This window comes from Sphaerochaeta associata (assembly GCF_022869165.1).
In the GTDB taxonomy this organism is placed as follows: domain Bacteria; phylum Spirochaetota; class Spirochaetia; order Sphaerochaetales; family Sphaerochaetaceae; genus Sphaerochaeta; species Sphaerochaeta associata.
In genome coordinates, this window is record NZ_CP094929.1 from 980,690 (window position 1) to 997,122 (window position 16,433).

Annotated in this window: 19 protein-coding genes and 1 tRNA gene; 7 read left to right on the forward strand and 13 right to left on the reverse strand. The window is 51.4% G+C overall.

All coding sequences use genetic code 11. From position 1 onward, the window contains the following. Position 1 precedes the first annotated feature (1 nt). Positions 2 to 265: an HPr family phosphocarrier protein gene (locus MUG09_RS04525; protein WP_244773908.1), complete on the reverse strand. Its 264-nt coding sequence runs from the start codon at positions 263 to 265 to the stop codon at positions 2 to 4. Then, complete coding sequence (hprK, locus tag MUG09_RS04530) at positions 265 to 1,248, reverse strand: HPr(Ser) kinase/phosphatase (RefSeq protein ID WP_244773909.1); 984 nt, start codon at positions 1,246 to 1,248, stop codon at positions 265 to 267. The genes MUG09_RS04525 and hprK overlap by 1 nt, the downstream gene beginning before the upstream one ends. A gap of 230 nt (positions 1,249 to 1,478) precedes the next feature. Between hprK and MUG09_RS04535 the strand changes: the two genes are divergently transcribed. After that, positions 1,479 to 1,799: an HPF/RaiA family ribosome-associated protein gene (locus MUG09_RS04535; protein ID WP_244773910.1), complete on the forward strand. Its 321-nt coding sequence runs from the start codon at positions 1,479 to 1,481 to the stop codon at positions 1,797 to 1,799. Positions 1,800 to 1,851: 52 nt separating this feature from the next. Here MUG09_RS04535 and rpoN read toward each other — a convergent pair whose 3' ends face one another. The 6 genes from rpoN to MUG09_RS04565 are packed head-to-tail and all read right to left on the reverse strand — an operon-like array spanning position 1,852 to position 6,410. Beyond that, entirely contained in the window at positions 1,852 to 3,258 is a 1,407-nt protein-coding gene (rpoN, locus tag MUG09_RS04540; RefSeq protein WP_244773911.1) for an RNA polymerase factor sigma-54, read from the reverse strand. Next, complete coding sequence (lptB, locus tag MUG09_RS04545; RefSeq protein ID WP_244773912.1) at positions 3,258 to 4,004, reverse strand: LPS export ABC transporter ATP-binding protein; 747 nt, start codon at positions 4,002 to 4,004, stop codon at positions 3,258 to 3,260. Before lptB ends, rpoN begins: the two co-directional genes overlap by 1 nt. Further along, positions 3,997 to 4,617, reverse strand: a complete 621-nt coding sequence (locus tag MUG09_RS04550; RefSeq protein ID WP_244773913.1) for an LptA/OstA family protein — start codon at positions 4,615 to 4,617, stop codon at positions 3,997 to 3,999. Before MUG09_RS04550 ends, lptB begins: the two co-directional genes overlap by 8 nt. After that, positions 4,614 to 5,153: an LptA/OstA family protein gene (locus MUG09_RS04555; RefSeq protein ID WP_244773914.1), complete on the reverse strand. Its 540-nt coding sequence runs from the start codon at positions 5,151 to 5,153 to the stop codon at positions 4,614 to 4,616. Before MUG09_RS04555 ends, MUG09_RS04550 begins: the two co-directional genes overlap by 4 nt. 37 nt (positions 5,154 to 5,190) lie before the next feature. Continuing rightward, complete coding sequence (locus MUG09_RS04560; protein ID WP_244773915.1) at positions 5,191 to 5,607, reverse strand: SoxR reducing system RseC family protein; 417 nt, start codon at positions 5,605 to 5,607, stop codon at positions 5,191 to 5,193. Positions 5,608 to 5,609: 2 nt separating this feature from the next. Beyond that, entirely contained in the window at positions 5,610 to 6,410 is an 801-nt protein-coding gene (locus MUG09_RS04565; RefSeq protein WP_244773916.1) for a TIGR00282 family metallophosphoesterase, read from the reverse strand. Between the two features lie 72 nt (positions 6,411 to 6,482). Between MUG09_RS04565 and MUG09_RS04570 the strand changes: the two genes are divergently transcribed. Then, positions 6,483 to 8,618 carry a beta-glucosidase gene (locus MUG09_RS04570; RefSeq protein ID WP_244773917.1) on the forward strand — a complete coding sequence of 712 codons (2,136 nt, stop codon included), beginning with the start codon at positions 6,483 to 6,485 and terminating at the stop codon, positions 8,616 to 8,618. 22 nt (positions 8,619 to 8,640) lie between these two features. On the opposite strand, the gene MUG09_RS04575 is transcribed toward MUG09_RS04570, so the two are convergent. After that, a tRNA-Arg gene (locus MUG09_RS04575) sits at positions 8,641 to 8,714 on the reverse strand. A 212-nt stretch (positions 8,715 to 8,926) separates the two neighbouring features. Here MUG09_RS04575 and MUG09_RS04580 point away from each other — a divergent pair. After that, entirely contained in the window at positions 8,927 to 9,505 is a 579-nt protein-coding gene (locus tag MUG09_RS04580; protein ID WP_244773918.1) for a hypothetical protein, read from the forward strand. Here the strand turns inward: MUG09_RS04580 and MUG09_RS04585 are convergent. Then, entirely contained in the window at positions 9,502 to 9,807 is a 306-nt protein-coding gene (locus MUG09_RS04585; RefSeq protein ID WP_244773919.1) for a hypothetical protein, read from the reverse strand. The two genes, MUG09_RS04580 and MUG09_RS04585, sit on opposite strands and share 4 nt — an antisense overlap. A gap of 111 nt (positions 9,808 to 9,918) precedes the next feature. Between MUG09_RS04585 and MUG09_RS04590 the strand changes: the two genes are divergently transcribed. Continuing rightward, on the forward strand, positions 9,919 to 10,827 hold the full coding sequence (locus MUG09_RS04590; RefSeq protein ID WP_244773920.1) for a nucleotidyltransferase family protein: 909 nt from the start codon (positions 9,919 to 9,921) through the stop codon (positions 10,825 to 10,827). Here MUG09_RS04590 and MUG09_RS04595 read toward each other — a convergent pair whose 3' ends face one another. Together MUG09_RS04595 and MUG09_RS04600 are read right to left on the reverse strand one after the other, a co-directional pair. Further along, the gene (locus tag MUG09_RS04595; protein ID WP_244773921.1) at positions 10,828 to 11,754 is read right to left on the reverse strand and encodes a YitT family protein; all 927 of its coding nucleotides are present in this window, start codon (positions 11,752 to 11,754) and stop codon (positions 10,828 to 10,830) included. Between the two features lie 39 nt (positions 11,755 to 11,793). Next, on the reverse strand, positions 11,794 to 12,375 hold the full coding sequence (locus tag MUG09_RS04600) for an LOG family protein (RefSeq protein ID WP_244773922.1): 582 nt from the start codon (positions 12,373 to 12,375) through the stop codon (positions 11,794 to 11,796). A 170-nt stretch (positions 12,376 to 12,545) separates the two neighbouring features. On the opposite strand from MUG09_RS04600, the gene MUG09_RS04605 reads away from it, so the two are divergent. The 3 genes from MUG09_RS04605 to MUG09_RS04615 all read left to right on the forward strand — a co-directional run bounded on the left by MUG09_RS04605 (position 12,546) and on the right by MUG09_RS04615 (position 15,774). Continuing rightward, positions 12,546 to 13,784 (forward strand): hypothetical protein, encoded by a 1,239-nt coding sequence (locus MUG09_RS04605; protein WP_244773923.1) that lies wholly within the window; start codon positions 12,546 to 12,548, stop codon positions 13,782 to 13,784. Positions 13,785 to 13,978: 194 nt separating this feature from the next. Next, complete coding sequence (locus tag MUG09_RS04610; RefSeq protein ID WP_244773924.1) at positions 13,979 to 14,731, forward strand: Fic/DOC family protein; 753 nt, start codon at positions 13,979 to 13,981, stop codon at positions 14,729 to 14,731. Between the two features lie 17 nt (positions 14,732 to 14,748). Beyond that, the gene (locus tag MUG09_RS04615) at positions 14,749 to 15,774 is read left to right on the forward strand and encodes a 2-hydroxyacid dehydrogenase (RefSeq protein ID WP_244773925.1); all 1,026 of its coding nucleotides are present in this window, start codon (positions 14,749 to 14,751) and stop codon (positions 15,772 to 15,774) included. Here MUG09_RS04615 and MUG09_RS04620 read toward each other — a convergent pair. Further along, positions 15,752 to 16,375 carry a CpXC domain-containing protein gene (locus MUG09_RS04620; protein WP_244773926.1) on the reverse strand — a complete coding sequence of 208 codons (624 nt, stop codon included), beginning with the start codon at positions 16,373 to 16,375 and terminating at the stop codon, positions 15,752 to 15,754. The genes MUG09_RS04615 and MUG09_RS04620 overlap by 23 nt on opposite strands. Between the last annotated feature and the right edge of the window lie 58 nt (positions 16,376 to 16,433).

A 16,433-nucleotide genomic window follows, 5' to 3' on the forward strand; every position in this document is an offset into this window, starting at 1 on the left:
CTTACTCCTCAAACCTGTTCTCGAACAGCGATTGAATGGCATCGGCCATTTGCTGCTCGTCCGGACCATCACAGGTCATGACGATGGTGCTTTGATGGGTTGCCCCAAGGGTTATGATACCCATGATGGACTTGCCATTGATTTTCATGTTTTCCTTCTCAAGGTAGAGTTCGCTCTCATATTTGTTTGCCAGTTTGACAATCGAAGCTGCCGGCCTGGCATGGATGCCCGCCCTGTTGAAGACTTTCAATTCCCTGGTGACCATCAAAATGTCTCCTCGTTTATATAGTACATCTTACGTGCTGATTCACTCTCAAGCCATTTGAGAACGCTTTGGTCGAACTCCTTGGCAGAGTAATAGCCGAGCTTTTTCAGCCGCTCGTTTCGTGCTGCAGTCTCGATGATGACCGGGATGTTTCTTCCCGGCTTCACGGGAATGACCACCTTTGGAATGGAGATTCCCAGGTAGGTATCCTCCATGGTGGCCTCACCGACGCGGTCGTAGTTTTTTTTGGCATCCCAAGGCTCGAGATGAATGGCCAGCTGAACCTGCTTGCGGTCCCGGATAGCCCCGACACCGTAGAGGTTGGCCAAATTGATGATTCCCAAGCCCCTGATCTCCATATGGTGGGCCAGCAGGGGGTTTTCTCCCATGCCGATCAAGTAGTTGTCACTGATGTTTCTCAGCTTGACCGTGTCATCGCTGATCAAGCGATGGCCCCGCTCGATGAGTTCCAAAGCCGTCTCGCTCTTGCCGACCCCGCTTTCGCCGGTGATCAACACACCGATGCCATACACCTCAACGAACACTCCATGGATGGTTTGAGTAGGGGCGAAAACCTCGTCGAGGGTTTGGTAGAGTCTTCGAGAAAAGTCGGAGGAGATGAGGTTTGTCTTCAGGATGGCCGTCCCGGTCTCCTCGGCAAGCTCTATGAGTTTCGTACTGGGTTTGCCATCGTCGCAGAATACAAAGCAAGGGATGTCGTAGCTGAAAAGTTTCTCTATGCTGGCAAAATTGAGTTCACTCTCAAGTTTTTCCAAGTAAACCTGTTCTCCCCGTCCGAGGACCTGAATTGAATTGTTGCTGAACTCCTCGAAAAATCCAGAGAGAGGAAGGCCGGGACGGCTGATCTTACTCGTGGTAATTTTTTTGGATAGACCGGTTCTGCCGGCCATGCAGCTCAACCTCAGATGATTGTGTTCCTTCAAATCCAGATCCAACAGGTCCAGAACGGTAAAATCAGGCATGTCGAACTCCTCTTCAGTACCTCGTGCAAGTACTTTTTTACTATACAATTGTTGGTGCTCTTTCGCAAGTGCAAAGATTGGGCAGTAGTATAATACTAGGATTTCAGCAGCTCTTTCGGAAATATTTAAATACTTGTAATAAAAATAAATAAAAATTTATATATCGTGGGAAACTTTGTTCTTTACAATTGTCCATTGACGATTGGCCCGCCAAGCCTTATCCTTAGAGTATGACCATAGTCAAAGGAGGGCTTATGAATTTGACTGTCAGAGGCATCCGTTACAACCCAAGCGATGAGACCCGTGAGTTTTTGGACAAGAAACTCCAAAAACTGCAATTTGCCGAAGGGTATCTGCATGACCTGGATATCGTGATGACACGAGAAACAGAAGGTCAGGGGTTCCACTTGGACGCAAAACTCCATTTTTCTTGGGGTACCATCAAGATGGTCAGCTATGACTGCTATGAGCTGTACGAGGGCATCGAATTGTTGACTGACAAGATCGAAGCCACAGCTCGAAAGGAGAAAAGCAAAATCAAGGAACACTAGTAGTTTGAACAGACTTTGTATAGGCAGGGGGCGCGAAAGCGCCCCTTCTGTGTCAGTTGGTTCCTCTGATGAACGAGGGATCGATATTAAGCTCATTACGGTACTTGGCCACCGTACGGCGTGCAACTGAAATGCCGCGCTCCTTGAGAATATCGGAGATTTTTTGGTCCGAAAGTGCTTTCTGTCCCTGGTGTTCTTCCAGTATCTGGCGGATGGTCTCCTTTGCAGCCTGTTTTGAAAGTTCCGCCCCTTCGTCCCCTACCGCATTGCTGAAGAGCTTTTTTACGGAAATAATGCCCCAGTCGGTATCTATCCACTTGGCCGTTGAAATTCTGCTTACCGTGGTTTCATGCACCCCGATTTGAGCGGCAACTTCTTTTTGTGTCAACGGCTTAATGTACTGGGGTCCGAAAAGGAAGAAATCGCGTTGCTGGACCAATAAAACCTGGGCCAGGCGGTAAAGGGTCTGGTTTCTGACCTGGATTTGGAAAATGAGAGAATTTGCACTCTTCAATTGATTTTGGATGTACTGCTGGGCTTTTTTTGCCTCATCGGTATTGCCCAAGTCCTGTGCCAACGCCTCAAAGTCCGCACTGACCCTGAGGTCGGGAAGCGAGGAGTTATTCATACTGAGCACCAGTTCCCCATCCTCTGCTTTAATGCTTAGGTCGGGAATGACATACTGCTGCGGCCCGCTGGCGAACCCCTGACCGGGAAACGGGGTGAGGGTTTTCAGGAACGAGTACAGGGCATCGAGCTCCATTTCATCGATTCCCAGATTTTTTGCCACCTGACTCTGTTTGCCCGCCCGCATCAATTCAAGATTGCCGTTGACCAGAGCCTTGAAATGAACCAGGTCCTCATCCTTGAGCCCTTTAAGAGTGGCTTGGAGAATCAGCGATTCACGCCAATCCTTCACTGCGACGCCGGCCGGTTCGAACTGGTGGAGGATCTTCAGAAGCTTCTGTAGATGCGCAGCTTGCTGTGAGGTCAGAATATCGTGCGGGTCCTCTAGAAAAAAGCCGTTGGCGTCGATGTTTGTGATGAGAATTTGGCCGACGGTGTACTCCTCTTCGCTGAGGGATTCACAACCCAACTGGCTGAGCAGGTGTTCCTGCAGCGTCTCTTCTTCAGAGAGAGCATTTTCCATGAATTTCTGCTGGCGGTCGCTGGCCTCGTAGTCATACCCGCCACCGTAGTCGCTGCCGTAGCTGGAGGAATCAGAGTAGGTGTCATCGACTTTGCTTGATTCCTTTTGCTGGCTCTGCTGTGCGAATCGTTCATAAGAGAAGTCCCAACTGGACGGAAGCTCAAGAGCGGGATTCGATTCAATTTCACTCTTGATTTTCTGTTGCAGCTCAGCCAAGGGTAGGGCCATCAGTTCGAATGACTGAAGCAGTTGAGGGCTGAGTTTAAGTTGCTGTTTCTGGGAGAGTGAAAGATGTGGTGAAAATTCCATCAGGATTCCTCCCCGAATTCTTGTCCAAAATAGATATCCCGTGCAATTTGATTGGAGAGCAACTCCTCACGGCCTCCAGAGACGAGAATTGTCCCTGCGTTGATGATATGACTGCAGCTTGTTATCGAGAGCGTGTCACGTACATTGTGGTCGGTCAGCAAGACCCCGATTCCCCGTCCTGCAAGTATTCTAATCAGAACCTTTATCTCATACACGGCCTTCGGGTCGATTCCCGCAAACGGTTCATCCAATAGGAGGAACTGCGGATTGGATGCCAATGCCCGGGCTATTTCGGTTCTTCTTCGCTCACCCCCGCTGAGGGTGTAGCCCTTCTGCTTGCGAACATCGGTAATGCCGAATTCAACCAAGAGCTCCTCGACCCGCTCCTCCTGTTGGGATCGGGTGAGGTCGCGTCTGGTTTGGGCGACAAGGCGAATATTGTCCTCGACGCTGAGCTTGCGGAAAATCGAGGGTTCCTGAGGCAGGTAGGAAAGCCCACGTTTCGAACGTTGGTACATCGGCAGTTCGGTTATATCCTCTCCATTGAGCAGGATGGTTCCCGTCTTTGCCTTCAGAAATCCGACAATCATGTAAAATGTAGTAGTCTTTCCTGCTCCATTGGGACCAAGCAGACCGATGATCTGACCCGATTGCATGGAGAAAGAGATGTCCTTGACCACCTCTTTTTTGCCATAGGCTTTCGCAAGGTTCCTTACTTCCAGAACGCTGGTGAAGTGTTCAGCCATTGATGACCCCCTTGATGGCGCCATCCATGGCAATCTCCTCGGTTTCAAGGTCGACGGTGATGCGCTCGGCCTCGTAGCGGTCGCCGGCCCAGTCGATGGTTGCCTTTCCCTTCAATTCGAGGGTCTGGTTTGTGCGATTGAATCTCAGTACATCTGATTTGCACACCATCGCCCCGCTGTCGGTATGCTTGAAGAGCCGTACCTCGACCTGCAGCAGCACCTCACCCTGTTCGAGGGCGAACTGCATCATGAAGGCCGTTGCATGGACTTCATTTGTGGTGTCATCGAGCTCAACGAATCCATCGATGAGGATCAGCTGCTCCTCTCGGTCGAAGAACAGGTGCTGTGCCAGCATCTTGATCCCCCGCTCGGTATCGATGAGCTTGACACCTTTCGTACACGTGACGTAACGAAAGTCGCTGCCCGAGAGGACAATCTGGTCGGCATACAGTTCAATCGAACCGCTTGCAATCCGGGCTCCCCCTCCTAGGGTGATGGTTTGGAAGCCCTGTTGCATGCTCATGCGGGTGCTTCCCCCCGAAAAGGTAATCTCTTCGGCCGGTAAGGCGGCACAGGCTAGGAGTATGCACAGCAGGATGAACCATCGCTTCATGGGAGTACCACCCCCTCAAGTACCCGCTCGAAGGTAACGTTGGATGTGGCCAGCTCAACGATGAGGCCTGTACCCCGAACACGTTTGTTGCCCTCATAGGTGATCAACACTTCCTCCCGGCCTTCGCTTAGCAATAGTTGCTGTTCATGCACCCATTGCAGCTCCTGCGCTTCTATAAGCAGCTGTTGATCAATTTTTTCAACCGTGACAGATCCCCGCAGCTGTGCATCGTAGGACTGAAGGTCGACGGTAGCTTCATCAGCAGAGCCTTGCAGTACGACGCTTCCTTGATCATCACGTTGCGTGAAGGTCACAGAGGTAGCCAAGGCCTTGTGTGTTTGGTCAAAAAGAGCAATGTATCCGGCAACGATGTACAGGGGATGGTCTTCACCCCTGTCCAGTACGTAGGTTGCATTGGTCAAGGCAAGGTCCGGCAGCTCAACCGAGCGCACCAACGCCGCCTGCTCAGGGGAGAGCGAACAGGCGGCGAAGAGAAAGGATGCAAGAACCATGCCAAGAAGATACTTTTTGCTCATGCCTTGAGTATACTAGTGCTTTTGCCTTTGGGCAATCTCAATCTTGGCTCTCTTCTGAGAGGATTCGCTCCACAATCGGGAGGTACTGTTTTTGTGAAGTCTTGAAATAGAACCAGACACCCAGAAATCCCAAACCGATGGAGGACAGGGCTGTCAAAAAGGAGGCCCCTTCCGAAAGGCCCGCCATCTGGGAGAGGTAGTAGCCGATCGGGAAAAGAAGCAATGGGAATATAAGGGTGATGAGAGTACCAGCAATGGTTCGCGATGGCTTGAGATAAATCTGGACCGATTGACCTGACCGGACTGAAAGACGGGTTTTGTTCCACGCTTCAAAGCGCTTGCCCTTGGTATTGCAAAAGGCCGCTCCCTTGCAGCCGTTGCAAGCCGAACTGGTACAGGAGACTTCAAGCATTTCAGGTGAAAGAATCTTCGTTACGGTGACGATTTCGTACATGCTTACTCCTCCTTGCCTTCAACACTGATGCGGATGGTTTCGATGGCTGTTGCCTTGCCGTCTTCGGCGATATCCACCAGCACACCGACAAGGGCAAGATCGTCCCAGCACTCTTGGCTTCGGGTGGGGACTTGGGTGATGTGCTTCTCGATTTCCACCTTGCTGTCAAAGCCGCCCACACTGAGTTGGCTGCCGCAGCGGCCGTTGTCGGAAATATATGCAGTCCCCCCTTTGAGGATGACTGCATCGGCGCTGAGCACCTTGGTGTGAGTTCCGATGACGGCACTTGCCTTGCCGTCGAGCATGAAGCCCATCGACAGTTTTTCAGCCGTCGGGGATGCATGGAACTGAACCAATGCGACGGCCTGGTCTTCCTTTGCCTTGTCAACCAGAACCTGGGCAAGGCTGAAGGCGTTGGACAGGTGGGTTCTGGGGAAATCGGCATTTCCCAGGATGTTGATGACGCAGACCTTCTGGTCCTTGACCGTCAGATAGCGGACACCCCGTCCAGGATTTTGCTGCGGGTAGTTTGCAGGGCGTAGAATGGAAGGATTCTTTGCGATGAACTCCACCATATCCATTTTATAATATATTTTCTCACCACCGGTGATGACGTCGATGCCAAGCTTGAGCAACTGCATGCTGTGGGCGCGGCCCAGACCGAACCCGCTGGTGGCTCCTTCACCATTGGCGATGACCAAATCTATCTCGCGTTCCTGCCGCAAAGGCCGAAGGGCATCCTTGACAGTCTTGATACCCGCTTTGCCGACAATCTCACCTAAAAAGAGTACTCGTATGCTCATACTCCTACAGTACCGAGTTTTTCCATGGGAAGGCAAGGCTTGTCGTGCTACAATTGTCCCAAGGGGGCGGCTGTGTCGGTACGCTGGTTTCAGAAAGCACTCAAACAAGTCATCCAAATGCGGATGATAGAGTTGTTGGCAAGCAGGTCTTTTGGTTTGGACCATGAGCCGATGCAGTTGCAGTTGCCGCAAAGCAAGGAAAAGTCAGTGGCAAAACGCCTGGTCTCTGCCATGACGCTTGATGAAAAGATTTCGTTGCTCTCCGGTCGTGATGAATTTTGCATTCCGGGCATCGAACGTCTGGGCTTGAAACCGGTTTGGAGCAGTGATGCCACCATGGGGCTGCGGGGATGGAAAGCCCCTGTCATCGATTTCCCTGCTGCAGTTGCACTAGCTGCCACCTTCGACGACAATCTGATGACACGGGTGGGGCGGGTGATGGGTTGTGAATGTCGAGCCCTCGGTATCGGGATATTGCTTGGACCGGGGGTGAATATCGCCCGCGTTCCGGTCTGTGGTAGAAATTTTGAATATTTTGGTGAGGATCCCTATCTTGCCGGGGAGATGGCCGGGCGGTATATCAGCGGAGTAAGGGAATACCCGGTAATAACCACGGTAAAACACTTTGCCTGCAACAATAGTGAGTTTGACCGTCACAAGTCCGATTCGGTGGTGGATGAACGTACGCTCAGAGAGCTCTACCTGCCTGCCTTCAAGAGAGCCTTGGAAGCCGGTTCTCTGGGCATCATGACCAGCTACAACCAAGTGAACGGCACGTATGCCAGTGAACATCCCTACTTGATCGGGTCCATCCTCAGGGGGGAGTGGGGCTTCGACGGTTTGGTCGTCAGCGACTGGAATTCGCTGTACAGCACCGATGGAGCCTTGAAGGACGGGGTGGACTTGGAGATGCCTCAAGCCAGGTACTTTACCAAAGAGCGTGTGCTCGATGCCTTGGCAAGAAAGGTTGTTACCGAGCAGGATATTGATACGAAGGTGTTGCATTTGCTCACTTCCTATGAGAAAGCAGGCCTGTTTGTCGTTCCGATGGCCGATCCGGCCTGCCAGGTCGGCACCCGGGAGAACCGCGATGCAGCCCTTGATGCAGCCATCGGGGCTCCTGTGCTGCTGCAGAACAAGGCGCAGGCGCTTCCTCTTTCGCCCTCCTTGAATCTATGCATTGGAGGAAGCAACGCCTATACAGTCGCTCAAGGCGGTGGATCTTCGATGGTCCAGTGGGAAACGAAACCCCAAACATTCGCGTCGCTCATGCAGGAGAAGGGAGCATTCCTGCTACCCAAACGCTGGTTCTCCCAAAAACGATGCAAACAACGTGTCAGCTCCTGCGATGCAGTGGTACTGGTGGTTGGCTTTGGTCATACAGAGGAAAGCGAGGCATACGACCGGCCGTGGACGCTCAATAGAGCTGATCTGAAGGCCATTGAAGCAGCCGCCCGACTGAATAAACGGACCATCGTCGTGGTGCAGAGTGGCTCGGCTGTGGAGATGGAAAGCTGGCATGATCAAGTGGCGGCGATTCTCTATACTTCTTTTCTCGGCTCCTCCACTGCACAGGCCCTCAAGTCCTTGTTGTACGGCGAGGTCAGTCCGAGCGGGAAGCTTCCCTTCACGCAGGCCCGTCGTCTCAGTGACTATCGGTCCATGCGTGCCTACCCAAGAGATTTCGATACCGTTACTGTTGACCGCATCAAGAAGGGGCAGGGCGATCCAAAGGTGCGGGAGGTGGAAAAGCTCTGCTATACTGAAGCCCTTATGGTTGGGAACCGCCAATTCGACACGGAGGGGCCTGAACCTCTGTACTGTTTCGGCTTCGGGCTGAGTTATACGACCTTCTCTTACACGGATTTGCAGGTAAATGAGCTTTCGCAGGGCATGTGGCAGCTCACGGTGAAATTGACCAATACCGGCAATTTTCCTGCCTCCGAGGTCGCTCAGCTCTATATACAACCGCTGCAGCCGGCGGTATTCCGACCTGCTCAGGAATTGAAGGGCTACCGTAAGGTGTTCCTTCAACCACAGGAGGCCAGAGAGGTCTTTTTTACCGTGGAGGCAACTGCTTTCGAGCGCTGGGATCTCAATGCTTGGAAGTTTGTCAGTGACAAGGGTCTGTATGAGCTGCGCATAGGATCAAGCAGCAGGGATATTCGGCTCAAGTGTGTGGTGGATTACAAGAAAAGGAAGTCATGAAAACCATGACTTCCTTCCAAATTGAGCCCGGCGGGGTTCGAACTCACGACCTTCTCCTCCGGAGGGAGACGCTCTATCCAGCTGAGCTACGGGCCCAAAGCTTTGTCATCGTACGGCAGAGAGCTTGACTGTGTCAAGGGGACAGGCAGGAAATCCTATGACACGAGAAAGAATGATTATAAATCTATATATTATAATAAAAAAGTAGTTATTCAATACTAATTCAATCGCTTTAATGATTTTCATTATAGACAACTCTTGACACTTGTTTCCTCTCTAATTACACTTGGCATCAGAAGGGAATCAGTATGACGGATCACAGATTGACAAAAGAAGTACAGCGGATATTCCTGACCATTGCGGCACTCGTCTTCATGGTATCCTCCCTCTATGCTTCCCCGCTGCCGTTCACCAATTTCGAAGTTCGCGGCCAAATGCCTGTCCAAGAGATTTTCCGGGTGCAACAGAATCAGGCTGCGTTGAATTTCAATCTCGCTGAGAGCAGAAACAGCATTGTACAGGTAGGTTCCTACACCCTTGTTTCCAATAACTCCAATTCGCAGTTCAGGATGGCCATCCGTCCGGGAGAATTTGGTGATCAGGACCAGTTTGCATTCGTATTGGATGAGGATGAACCCTTGCTTGCAGGCCAGCTCTCTGTGATACCTTTCACGGTCCGTGTCGCCAGTGATGTTTCCCAGGCAGTGAGTGTTGCCGGATCACAAGCGATGCAGAAAGATCTGGGAGTACGCGGGGTCTATGCCAACAATGAGGCGATTCTCTATGAAACCGGTGAGATTCTCGCAGAAATCCCTGATTTCGATCCCGACCTCTATGCAACAGGATGGTATTCGGCCGCCATCCAGCTCAGTATCGAAGTACTTTAGATAAACTCCTCATCGGAAAAGAAATCATCCTCGTCATCATCCTCATGGAACTGCACTTTCAGGAGATCTTTCAGCCACTGATTGTCATCGTCCTGGTCAATTTTTTGCTCACACTCATTCTCGTGGCTCTCTGCAAGCCAGGTATCTAATGCTGCAAGGGCTTCCTTGCTGGCAAAACAAGGGCGTTCAGTTGTTAGGAACTGTTCGTTTTTACCGTTGAGCAGATAGAAAGGGCAACTGTTGCATCGCTCTGACAGTTGGCAGAAACGGATGACTTGGGAATACCATTCTTGATTATTCATGTGCGTAGCATACTCCATGCCTTGTTGTTTTTCCACTCTTTGTTCTTTGTTCGTTTGACTAGCTTTCCATGCAGTATTAGAATGGTTGTAGAGCAATAAGAGGAGTAGTAGATGAAACCAACACTATTGGTATTGGCAGCCGGTATGGGAAGCCGCTACGGCGGAATCAAGCAGATAGACAGTGTGGGAGCCCATGGGGAAACCCTGCTCGATTTTGGGGTATACGATGCCCGGAAAAGCGGTTTTGAGAAAGTAATTTTCATGATTCGCAAAGATATTGAAAAGGATTTCCGTGAGCGCCTGTTCGACCGTATTGCAAAGAACATGGATGCTTCCTATCTTTTCCAGAGCCAGGACTCACTGCTCACCGAGGAGCAGAAACACATTTCCAGTGCCCGCAAGAAGCCTTGGGGTACCATTCATGCCGTGCTTTGCGCCAAGGATACCATCACCGAGCCGTTTGCCGTTATCAATGCAGATGACTATTATGGCAGAGAGTCGTTCTCCATTCTGGCCGGTCACCTCAGCTCTCTTGAAAGCGGCAGCAGAGAGCATGCCATGGTCGGGTATGTGTTGGACCATACCATGAGCCGAAGCGGAACCGTAAGTCGGGCGATCTGCAATGTGAAGGACGGGTACCTGATCGATATGGAGGAACATACGAAAATCGGGTATGAGGGTGATCAGGTGGTAAGCCATCGAGAGGGTGGAGATTTGCTCTTGACCGGGAAGGAGTGGGTTTCCATGAACTTCTTCGGATTTGCCCCCTCGGCCTTTGAGAGCTTCTCCTCCTACTGGGACGGCTTCATCGAGAAACATATTCGTGAAGAGAAAGCCGAGTGCTACCTGCCCAACGGGGCCAGCAACATTGTGACGAAGAAAGAGGGAAAGATTCGCTTCTACACTACCCAGGAGAGTTGGTTCGGGATGACCTACAGCGAGGACCGGGAGAACGTAAAGGAGCAGTTGGCTAAGAAAGTCAGAAGCGGCTATTACCCTGAGAAGCTCTGGAAGTATTGATCAAGGTTTCTTTTTCTGCTTCTGCGTTACATCCGATAGTCCGGCCCATGCAGCTTCCTCGATGGGGGTGAACCCCTCACCGAGGACCTTGTATGCTTCTTGGACCACCATGAAGGCGAACTTGTCATGACGGTGGACAATATTGGTCAGCGCTCCCAGCTTGTTGTTGGCAACCACCGTCATGATGACCGGTCGGTCGAATCCGGTATACATGCCGCTGCCGTAGAGAATGGTTCCGCCGTGTCCCAATTCCTTGAGGATCTCCTGCTCTATCTCCTTGCGCCTGTCACTGATGATGAACACGGTCTTTGCCGATCGCGTACCGAAGGAAAGTACGACCTTGTCGATGGTCACTCCTACGATGTAGACCGTTATCGTCGCGTAGAGGGCCATCTCCAAGGAGAAGATGAAGGCACTCGCGGCAATGATGAGGGCATCGACCAAAAAGAGTGACGTACCGGTCGAGAGCGGTGTGTATCTTGCAACTATCTGGGCGAGAATGTCCGTTCCTCCGGTATTTGCTCCGCTGCGAAGCACAAGTCCTACGCCCAAGCCCATCAAGACTCCGCCAGAGATGGCCGAGAGGAGAATCGAGAGGGGGTTCGAGTAGTCCAGCACTCCGTCGTATCCTGCCCAGGTGTTGATGAGTGTGGTGAAAACGGAGAGCAGCACGGTTCCTGCCAAGGATTTGACACCGTACTGTTTGCCGAATATCGCAACACCCAGCAAAAAGAGCGGGACGGAGAGAATGAATATGGAAAGGCCGGTATCGAGGTTGATTGTGTGATACAGGATAATGGCAATGCCGCTTACACCGCCGCTGGCGATTTTGGCTGGAGAAGAAAAGAGTGCGATGCCGAGGGCCGTGAGAAACGACCCTGTTGTGATGTAGAAGAGTTCCAACAGATGATAATGGCGTTTGGTCATGACGTAAGCATAGTCCTTGCCGGCGGTTTTTTCTACTGTTCAGCGTCCCAGCTTGTCACTGAGTCTTCCTTCAAAGCGCGCCAGTCTCTCGAAGAGTGCATCGATGTCCGACTCTACGATGAGGGCCTTCAGATGATCGGCCTTGAGAAAGCCTTCCTGGACGCTATGCTGGAGAAATGCCAGCAGGCAGTCGTAGAATCCGGCAACGTTGAGCAGTGCGACTGGTTTGGTATGGAAGCCAAGCTGCAGCCAGGTGTAGACCTCCAGGATTTCCTCGAATGTTCCGATGCCCCCCGGCAGTGCCACGAACGCATCGGCAAGCCTATACATGGTTGCCTTGCGTTCGTGCATAGTCGGTACTACGATCAGCTGCTCTTCCACCGGACGTAGGCAAATATCACTGCGATTCAAAGCTTCGGGGATGACTCCGATCACCCTGCCGCCCAGTGAGTGGATGCTCTCTGCGACAGTGCCCATCAGCCCTCGGTTTCCACCTCCATATACCAGGGTGGTTTGCCTCTGATACATCTGGTTCCCGAACAGCCTGGCTGTCTCTTGATAGATGGGCTTGGCCCCGTTGCTGCTTCCACAGAAAACTGCAATTGATCTGATTGTGTTCATGCAAGGTAGCGTAGCGATATGCAAAAGGTATGACAACAGGGTGGGGAAAAGGGGTTACCCATTGCGCATTTGCTTGTTATAATCTATTGAGAAGTGTATGATGGTTGTAAGGAACACTGACTTGAAATTGTTGTGACCCCGTTGAGGGTTATGTATAGGAGTTAAGCACTATGAGAATGAAATTCATCGCTTTATTGGCAGCCTTGGTCTTATTGCCAGCCGTATTGTTCGCTGTCCCTGTCGTAGTGACATGGGAGTGGTTGCTTGAGGATCCGATGGTCACGACATTCAGGTATCAGGTGGATGGCGAAGACGACGACAAATGGACTGTTGTCGATTCTTCTGTCACAAGCTATACCGAACGTGGCCTGGATGGGACCCTTGCACACACCTTGTATCTTCAACAGTCCTATGACGGTGTTCATTTCAGCGGCAGTGCAATCTCCGTAGCCGAGCCGATGTTCCCTGCGATCGAGGAGATGCCCGTCCTTGCCGAGGAACCGGCAATTGTTGCTGAACCTGAAGTACTGGCCCCCGTTGCTGAAGAGATACCGGTTGTTGTAGCAGAAGAGGAAATTGCTCCGGTTGCTGAAACCGAGGCGGTTGTCCCAGTTGCTGAAGAAGTGGTAGTGGCCGAAGAGGTTGTTCCTGTTGCTGAGGAAGTAATAGCAGCCGAAGAGGTTGTTCCCGTTGCTGAGGAAGTAATAGCAGCTGAAGAGGTTGTAGCTGCAGAAGAGCCGGTGATGGTAGCTGAAGAAGTTGCCGCACCTGTTGAGACTGCACCGGTTGAACCCGTGGTTGCAACACAGCCGGAGCCTGTTGTCGCTCCTGTTGAGCCGGTTGAGCTTCCCAAGGCAAAAGCTGAGAGCAGGTACTACACCACCATCAGTTTGGGTGGAACGTTCAATTGGCAAAGCGAAAAACCAGGGCTCTCATATGGAGATAAGGAATTGCAAGCTGAAATTGGAATCCATCTGAACAACCTGAAGACCTTCAATAAGTCTCTTGGATTTGGTGTTGATATCGGATTAGCATATTCTCCTTATTTGAAGAATTACGGATTGGGAGATGTTATTAAAAATCTTTTGGATTTCGATTTTGCAACTCCCTTCAGCAAACTCGACCATGCTGCCACTATCTCCATCGCCCCGATGCTGAACATGGAGTTCGGAAAGGTTGCTTTCGATCTTGGAGTCGGAGGGTTCTTCACCTATGGTCCTTCCTTGGCTACCACCGATGGAGATTCCATGCTCTACGGCGCTTTCGCCAAGGCAGCTCTCGAGTACAAGTTCAACAAGAGCTTCAGCTTGGGGGCAAGTGGCAAATATGGCTTCATCCTCAGCGAGGGTAGCCTTTCGAGTGCACCCCAATTTGCAGAGGGTTCGGTCTACATGGGTTTCTCCTTCTAGGAGGGTTGCTCATTCACTATAGAAAAGGGCCCAGCAATGGGCTCTTTTTTCGCATAGTGCCTTGACCTCACTTCTTTGGTATGGCTATCATAGACCAAGATAGTGTAAAGGTTTCTTTCTCATTGCAGGTGCGAGTTCGACTTTCTCATCTGCATCACTTGCCTGTTACAGGTAAAAGGATGGTTGGCGTTTTTATGAAAGCAGGCCGAGTGCAAGCATGCATCGACTATATCAAGTTCAATCATGAAGCAGAAGGCTTCGAGTTTTCCGAGGATGAGGAGCATGCGATACGGAGGGTTCTTGAAGGCGATGTAAATGCCGACGAGTTGATCCAAGCATACATCGACAGTCATGCTCTCTCCACCGAGTATGTACCACCTCAGGATGAACTGTCCGTCTACCCCCATACTTCATCGTTGGTCAACTACTTTTCCATCAAGGAACGAGCGAAGCTCAGAAGGGTGGAGGCCTACATGGCAAATATCCGTTCGGCGGAAATGCTGACCGAAACGGTGCAGAATACCTATGATTTCGAGTATCTCAAGTCAATCCATGAAAGGATGTTTGGTGATGTCTATCCCTCGGCGGGGCTAATTCGTACTACAGTTGCAGCGAAGAGAACAGTGTTCTGCAATCCCGAGTACATCGACAGTGCTGCGGAGGATATATTCACTCGTCTGAGGAAGGACCGGTACCTTGTCGATATGGACCGTGAAACCTTCATCAACGACCTTGCTTTCTATATGGGAGAGGTCGAGGCGTTGCATCCTTTCAGGGATGGAAACGGAAGGACCGCACGATTATTCTTCTATCAGCTCTCCATGAATGCCGGATACGATATTGATTGGTCTCTTGTTGATGCTGATCGACTTTTGGAAGCCGACATCAGTGCCATCGACGGGGATTATCAACTTCTGATCGACGTTTTGGAAGAAGTCGTCATTTAGTACAAGGAGTACTGTCCATGACAAAGATTGCATTTTTCGACACCAAGCCGTATGACAAGGTTTGGTTTGACCAGTTGTCTGGCGAACATGCGGTGGAAATTACGTATTTTGAATCAAAACTGAACGAACGAACGGCGGCGCTGGCCAAGGGCTATGAAGTAGTGTGTGCCTTCGTCAATGATACAATTACCGAAGCAGTCATCGACGAATTGTATGCGGGCGGGGTTCGCCTGTTGGCCATGCGGTGTGCCGGATACAACAATATCGATTTCAAGGCCGCCTTTGGAAAGATTCATATCGTCAGGGTCCCTGCTTACTCTCCGTACGCTGTTGCAGAGCATGCAATGGCATTGCTTTTAAGCTTGGTGCGACAAACCCATCACAGTTATGTGCGAACCCGTGAATTCAACTTCAGCCTCAATGGTCTGGTAGGGTTCGACCTCCATGGAAAAACAATCGGGGTGGTTGGTACGGGTAAAATCGGGAAGGTCTTCATCAATATCTGCAATGGCTTCGGCATGAGGGTTCTCGCCTACGACCCGTATCCAGATCCGAACCTTGCAGTGACCTACTGCAGTTTCGAGGAGCTCTGCCGTCAGTCGGATATCATCAGTCTTCACTGTCCGCTCACCGAGCAGTCATTCCATCTGATCAACCGCGATACCATCGCACTGATGAAGGACCGGGTTGTCTTGATCAACACCTCACGCGGCGCCTTGGTGGAAAGCCAAGCCCTGCTGGATGGCATCAAGACCAAGAAGATCGGGGCAGCGGCCCTGGATGTCTACGAGGAGGAAGCGGAGGTCTTCTATGAGGACAGGAGCACCACCATCCTCGATGACGACGTGCTGATGCTGCTCATCTCCATGCCCAATGTATTGGTGACCAGCCACCAAGCTTTCCTTACGAAAGAGGCCTTGCACAATATTGCCGAGACTACGCTGGGCAGTATTGATGCTTTTGTGTCGGGAGAGGTGATGGTGCACGAAATCTGCTACCAGTGCGATACCTGTCACAAAGTCACCGGTCAGCGCTGTTTTTAATGCGCTCGTAAGCCCAGGTTTGGTCTACTGCAGTAAAGAACCCCTTTTGCAGGGGAAACTGTTGTGTAGTCTCAAGAAGCTGGTTGTACAGCTCATACTCGCACTCGATTGAACCTTCCAAGGCTCCCTCGCTGTCCAGAACAGAGAAGAGCAGCTTGTTTGCCTGTGTTTGATGTTCGGCAAAGAAGAGCTGCACTTCAGGCTTCTGCATGTACATGGCCAGATACAGCTTGCACAGCTCAATGGTTCGGTCGTCGAGATTGCTGTCCAGCAGAAGGATTTTCTCCTTCAGTGCAGCTGAGGTCGTAACCAGGCGAAGTGTGTAGGCTTGTAGATCCTGTCTGCCGGTGACTGCGCCGTCGAGTTCGCGCACTTGCGACCGGGGTGCCAAGAGCAGTGCCACCTGCTGCGTTTCATCGACAACCAGAAGTTCATGCAGGACGGTGAACTGCTTTGTGCACGATGGACAGGTCACCGAAAAGAGAGAGTCGGTGAGTATGGCAAGCTTTTGCTTGGGGTGCTTGGCCAGATCCAGAAATGGATGCAGCGTATGCGTCACTTCACAGTGGCAGTGCGGACAGGTGAGGGCGGCTTCTTGCATGGCGAGACTGTACCATACTTGGAGTGCAAAAAGGAAGCTCCCTTGCGGGAGCCTCTCT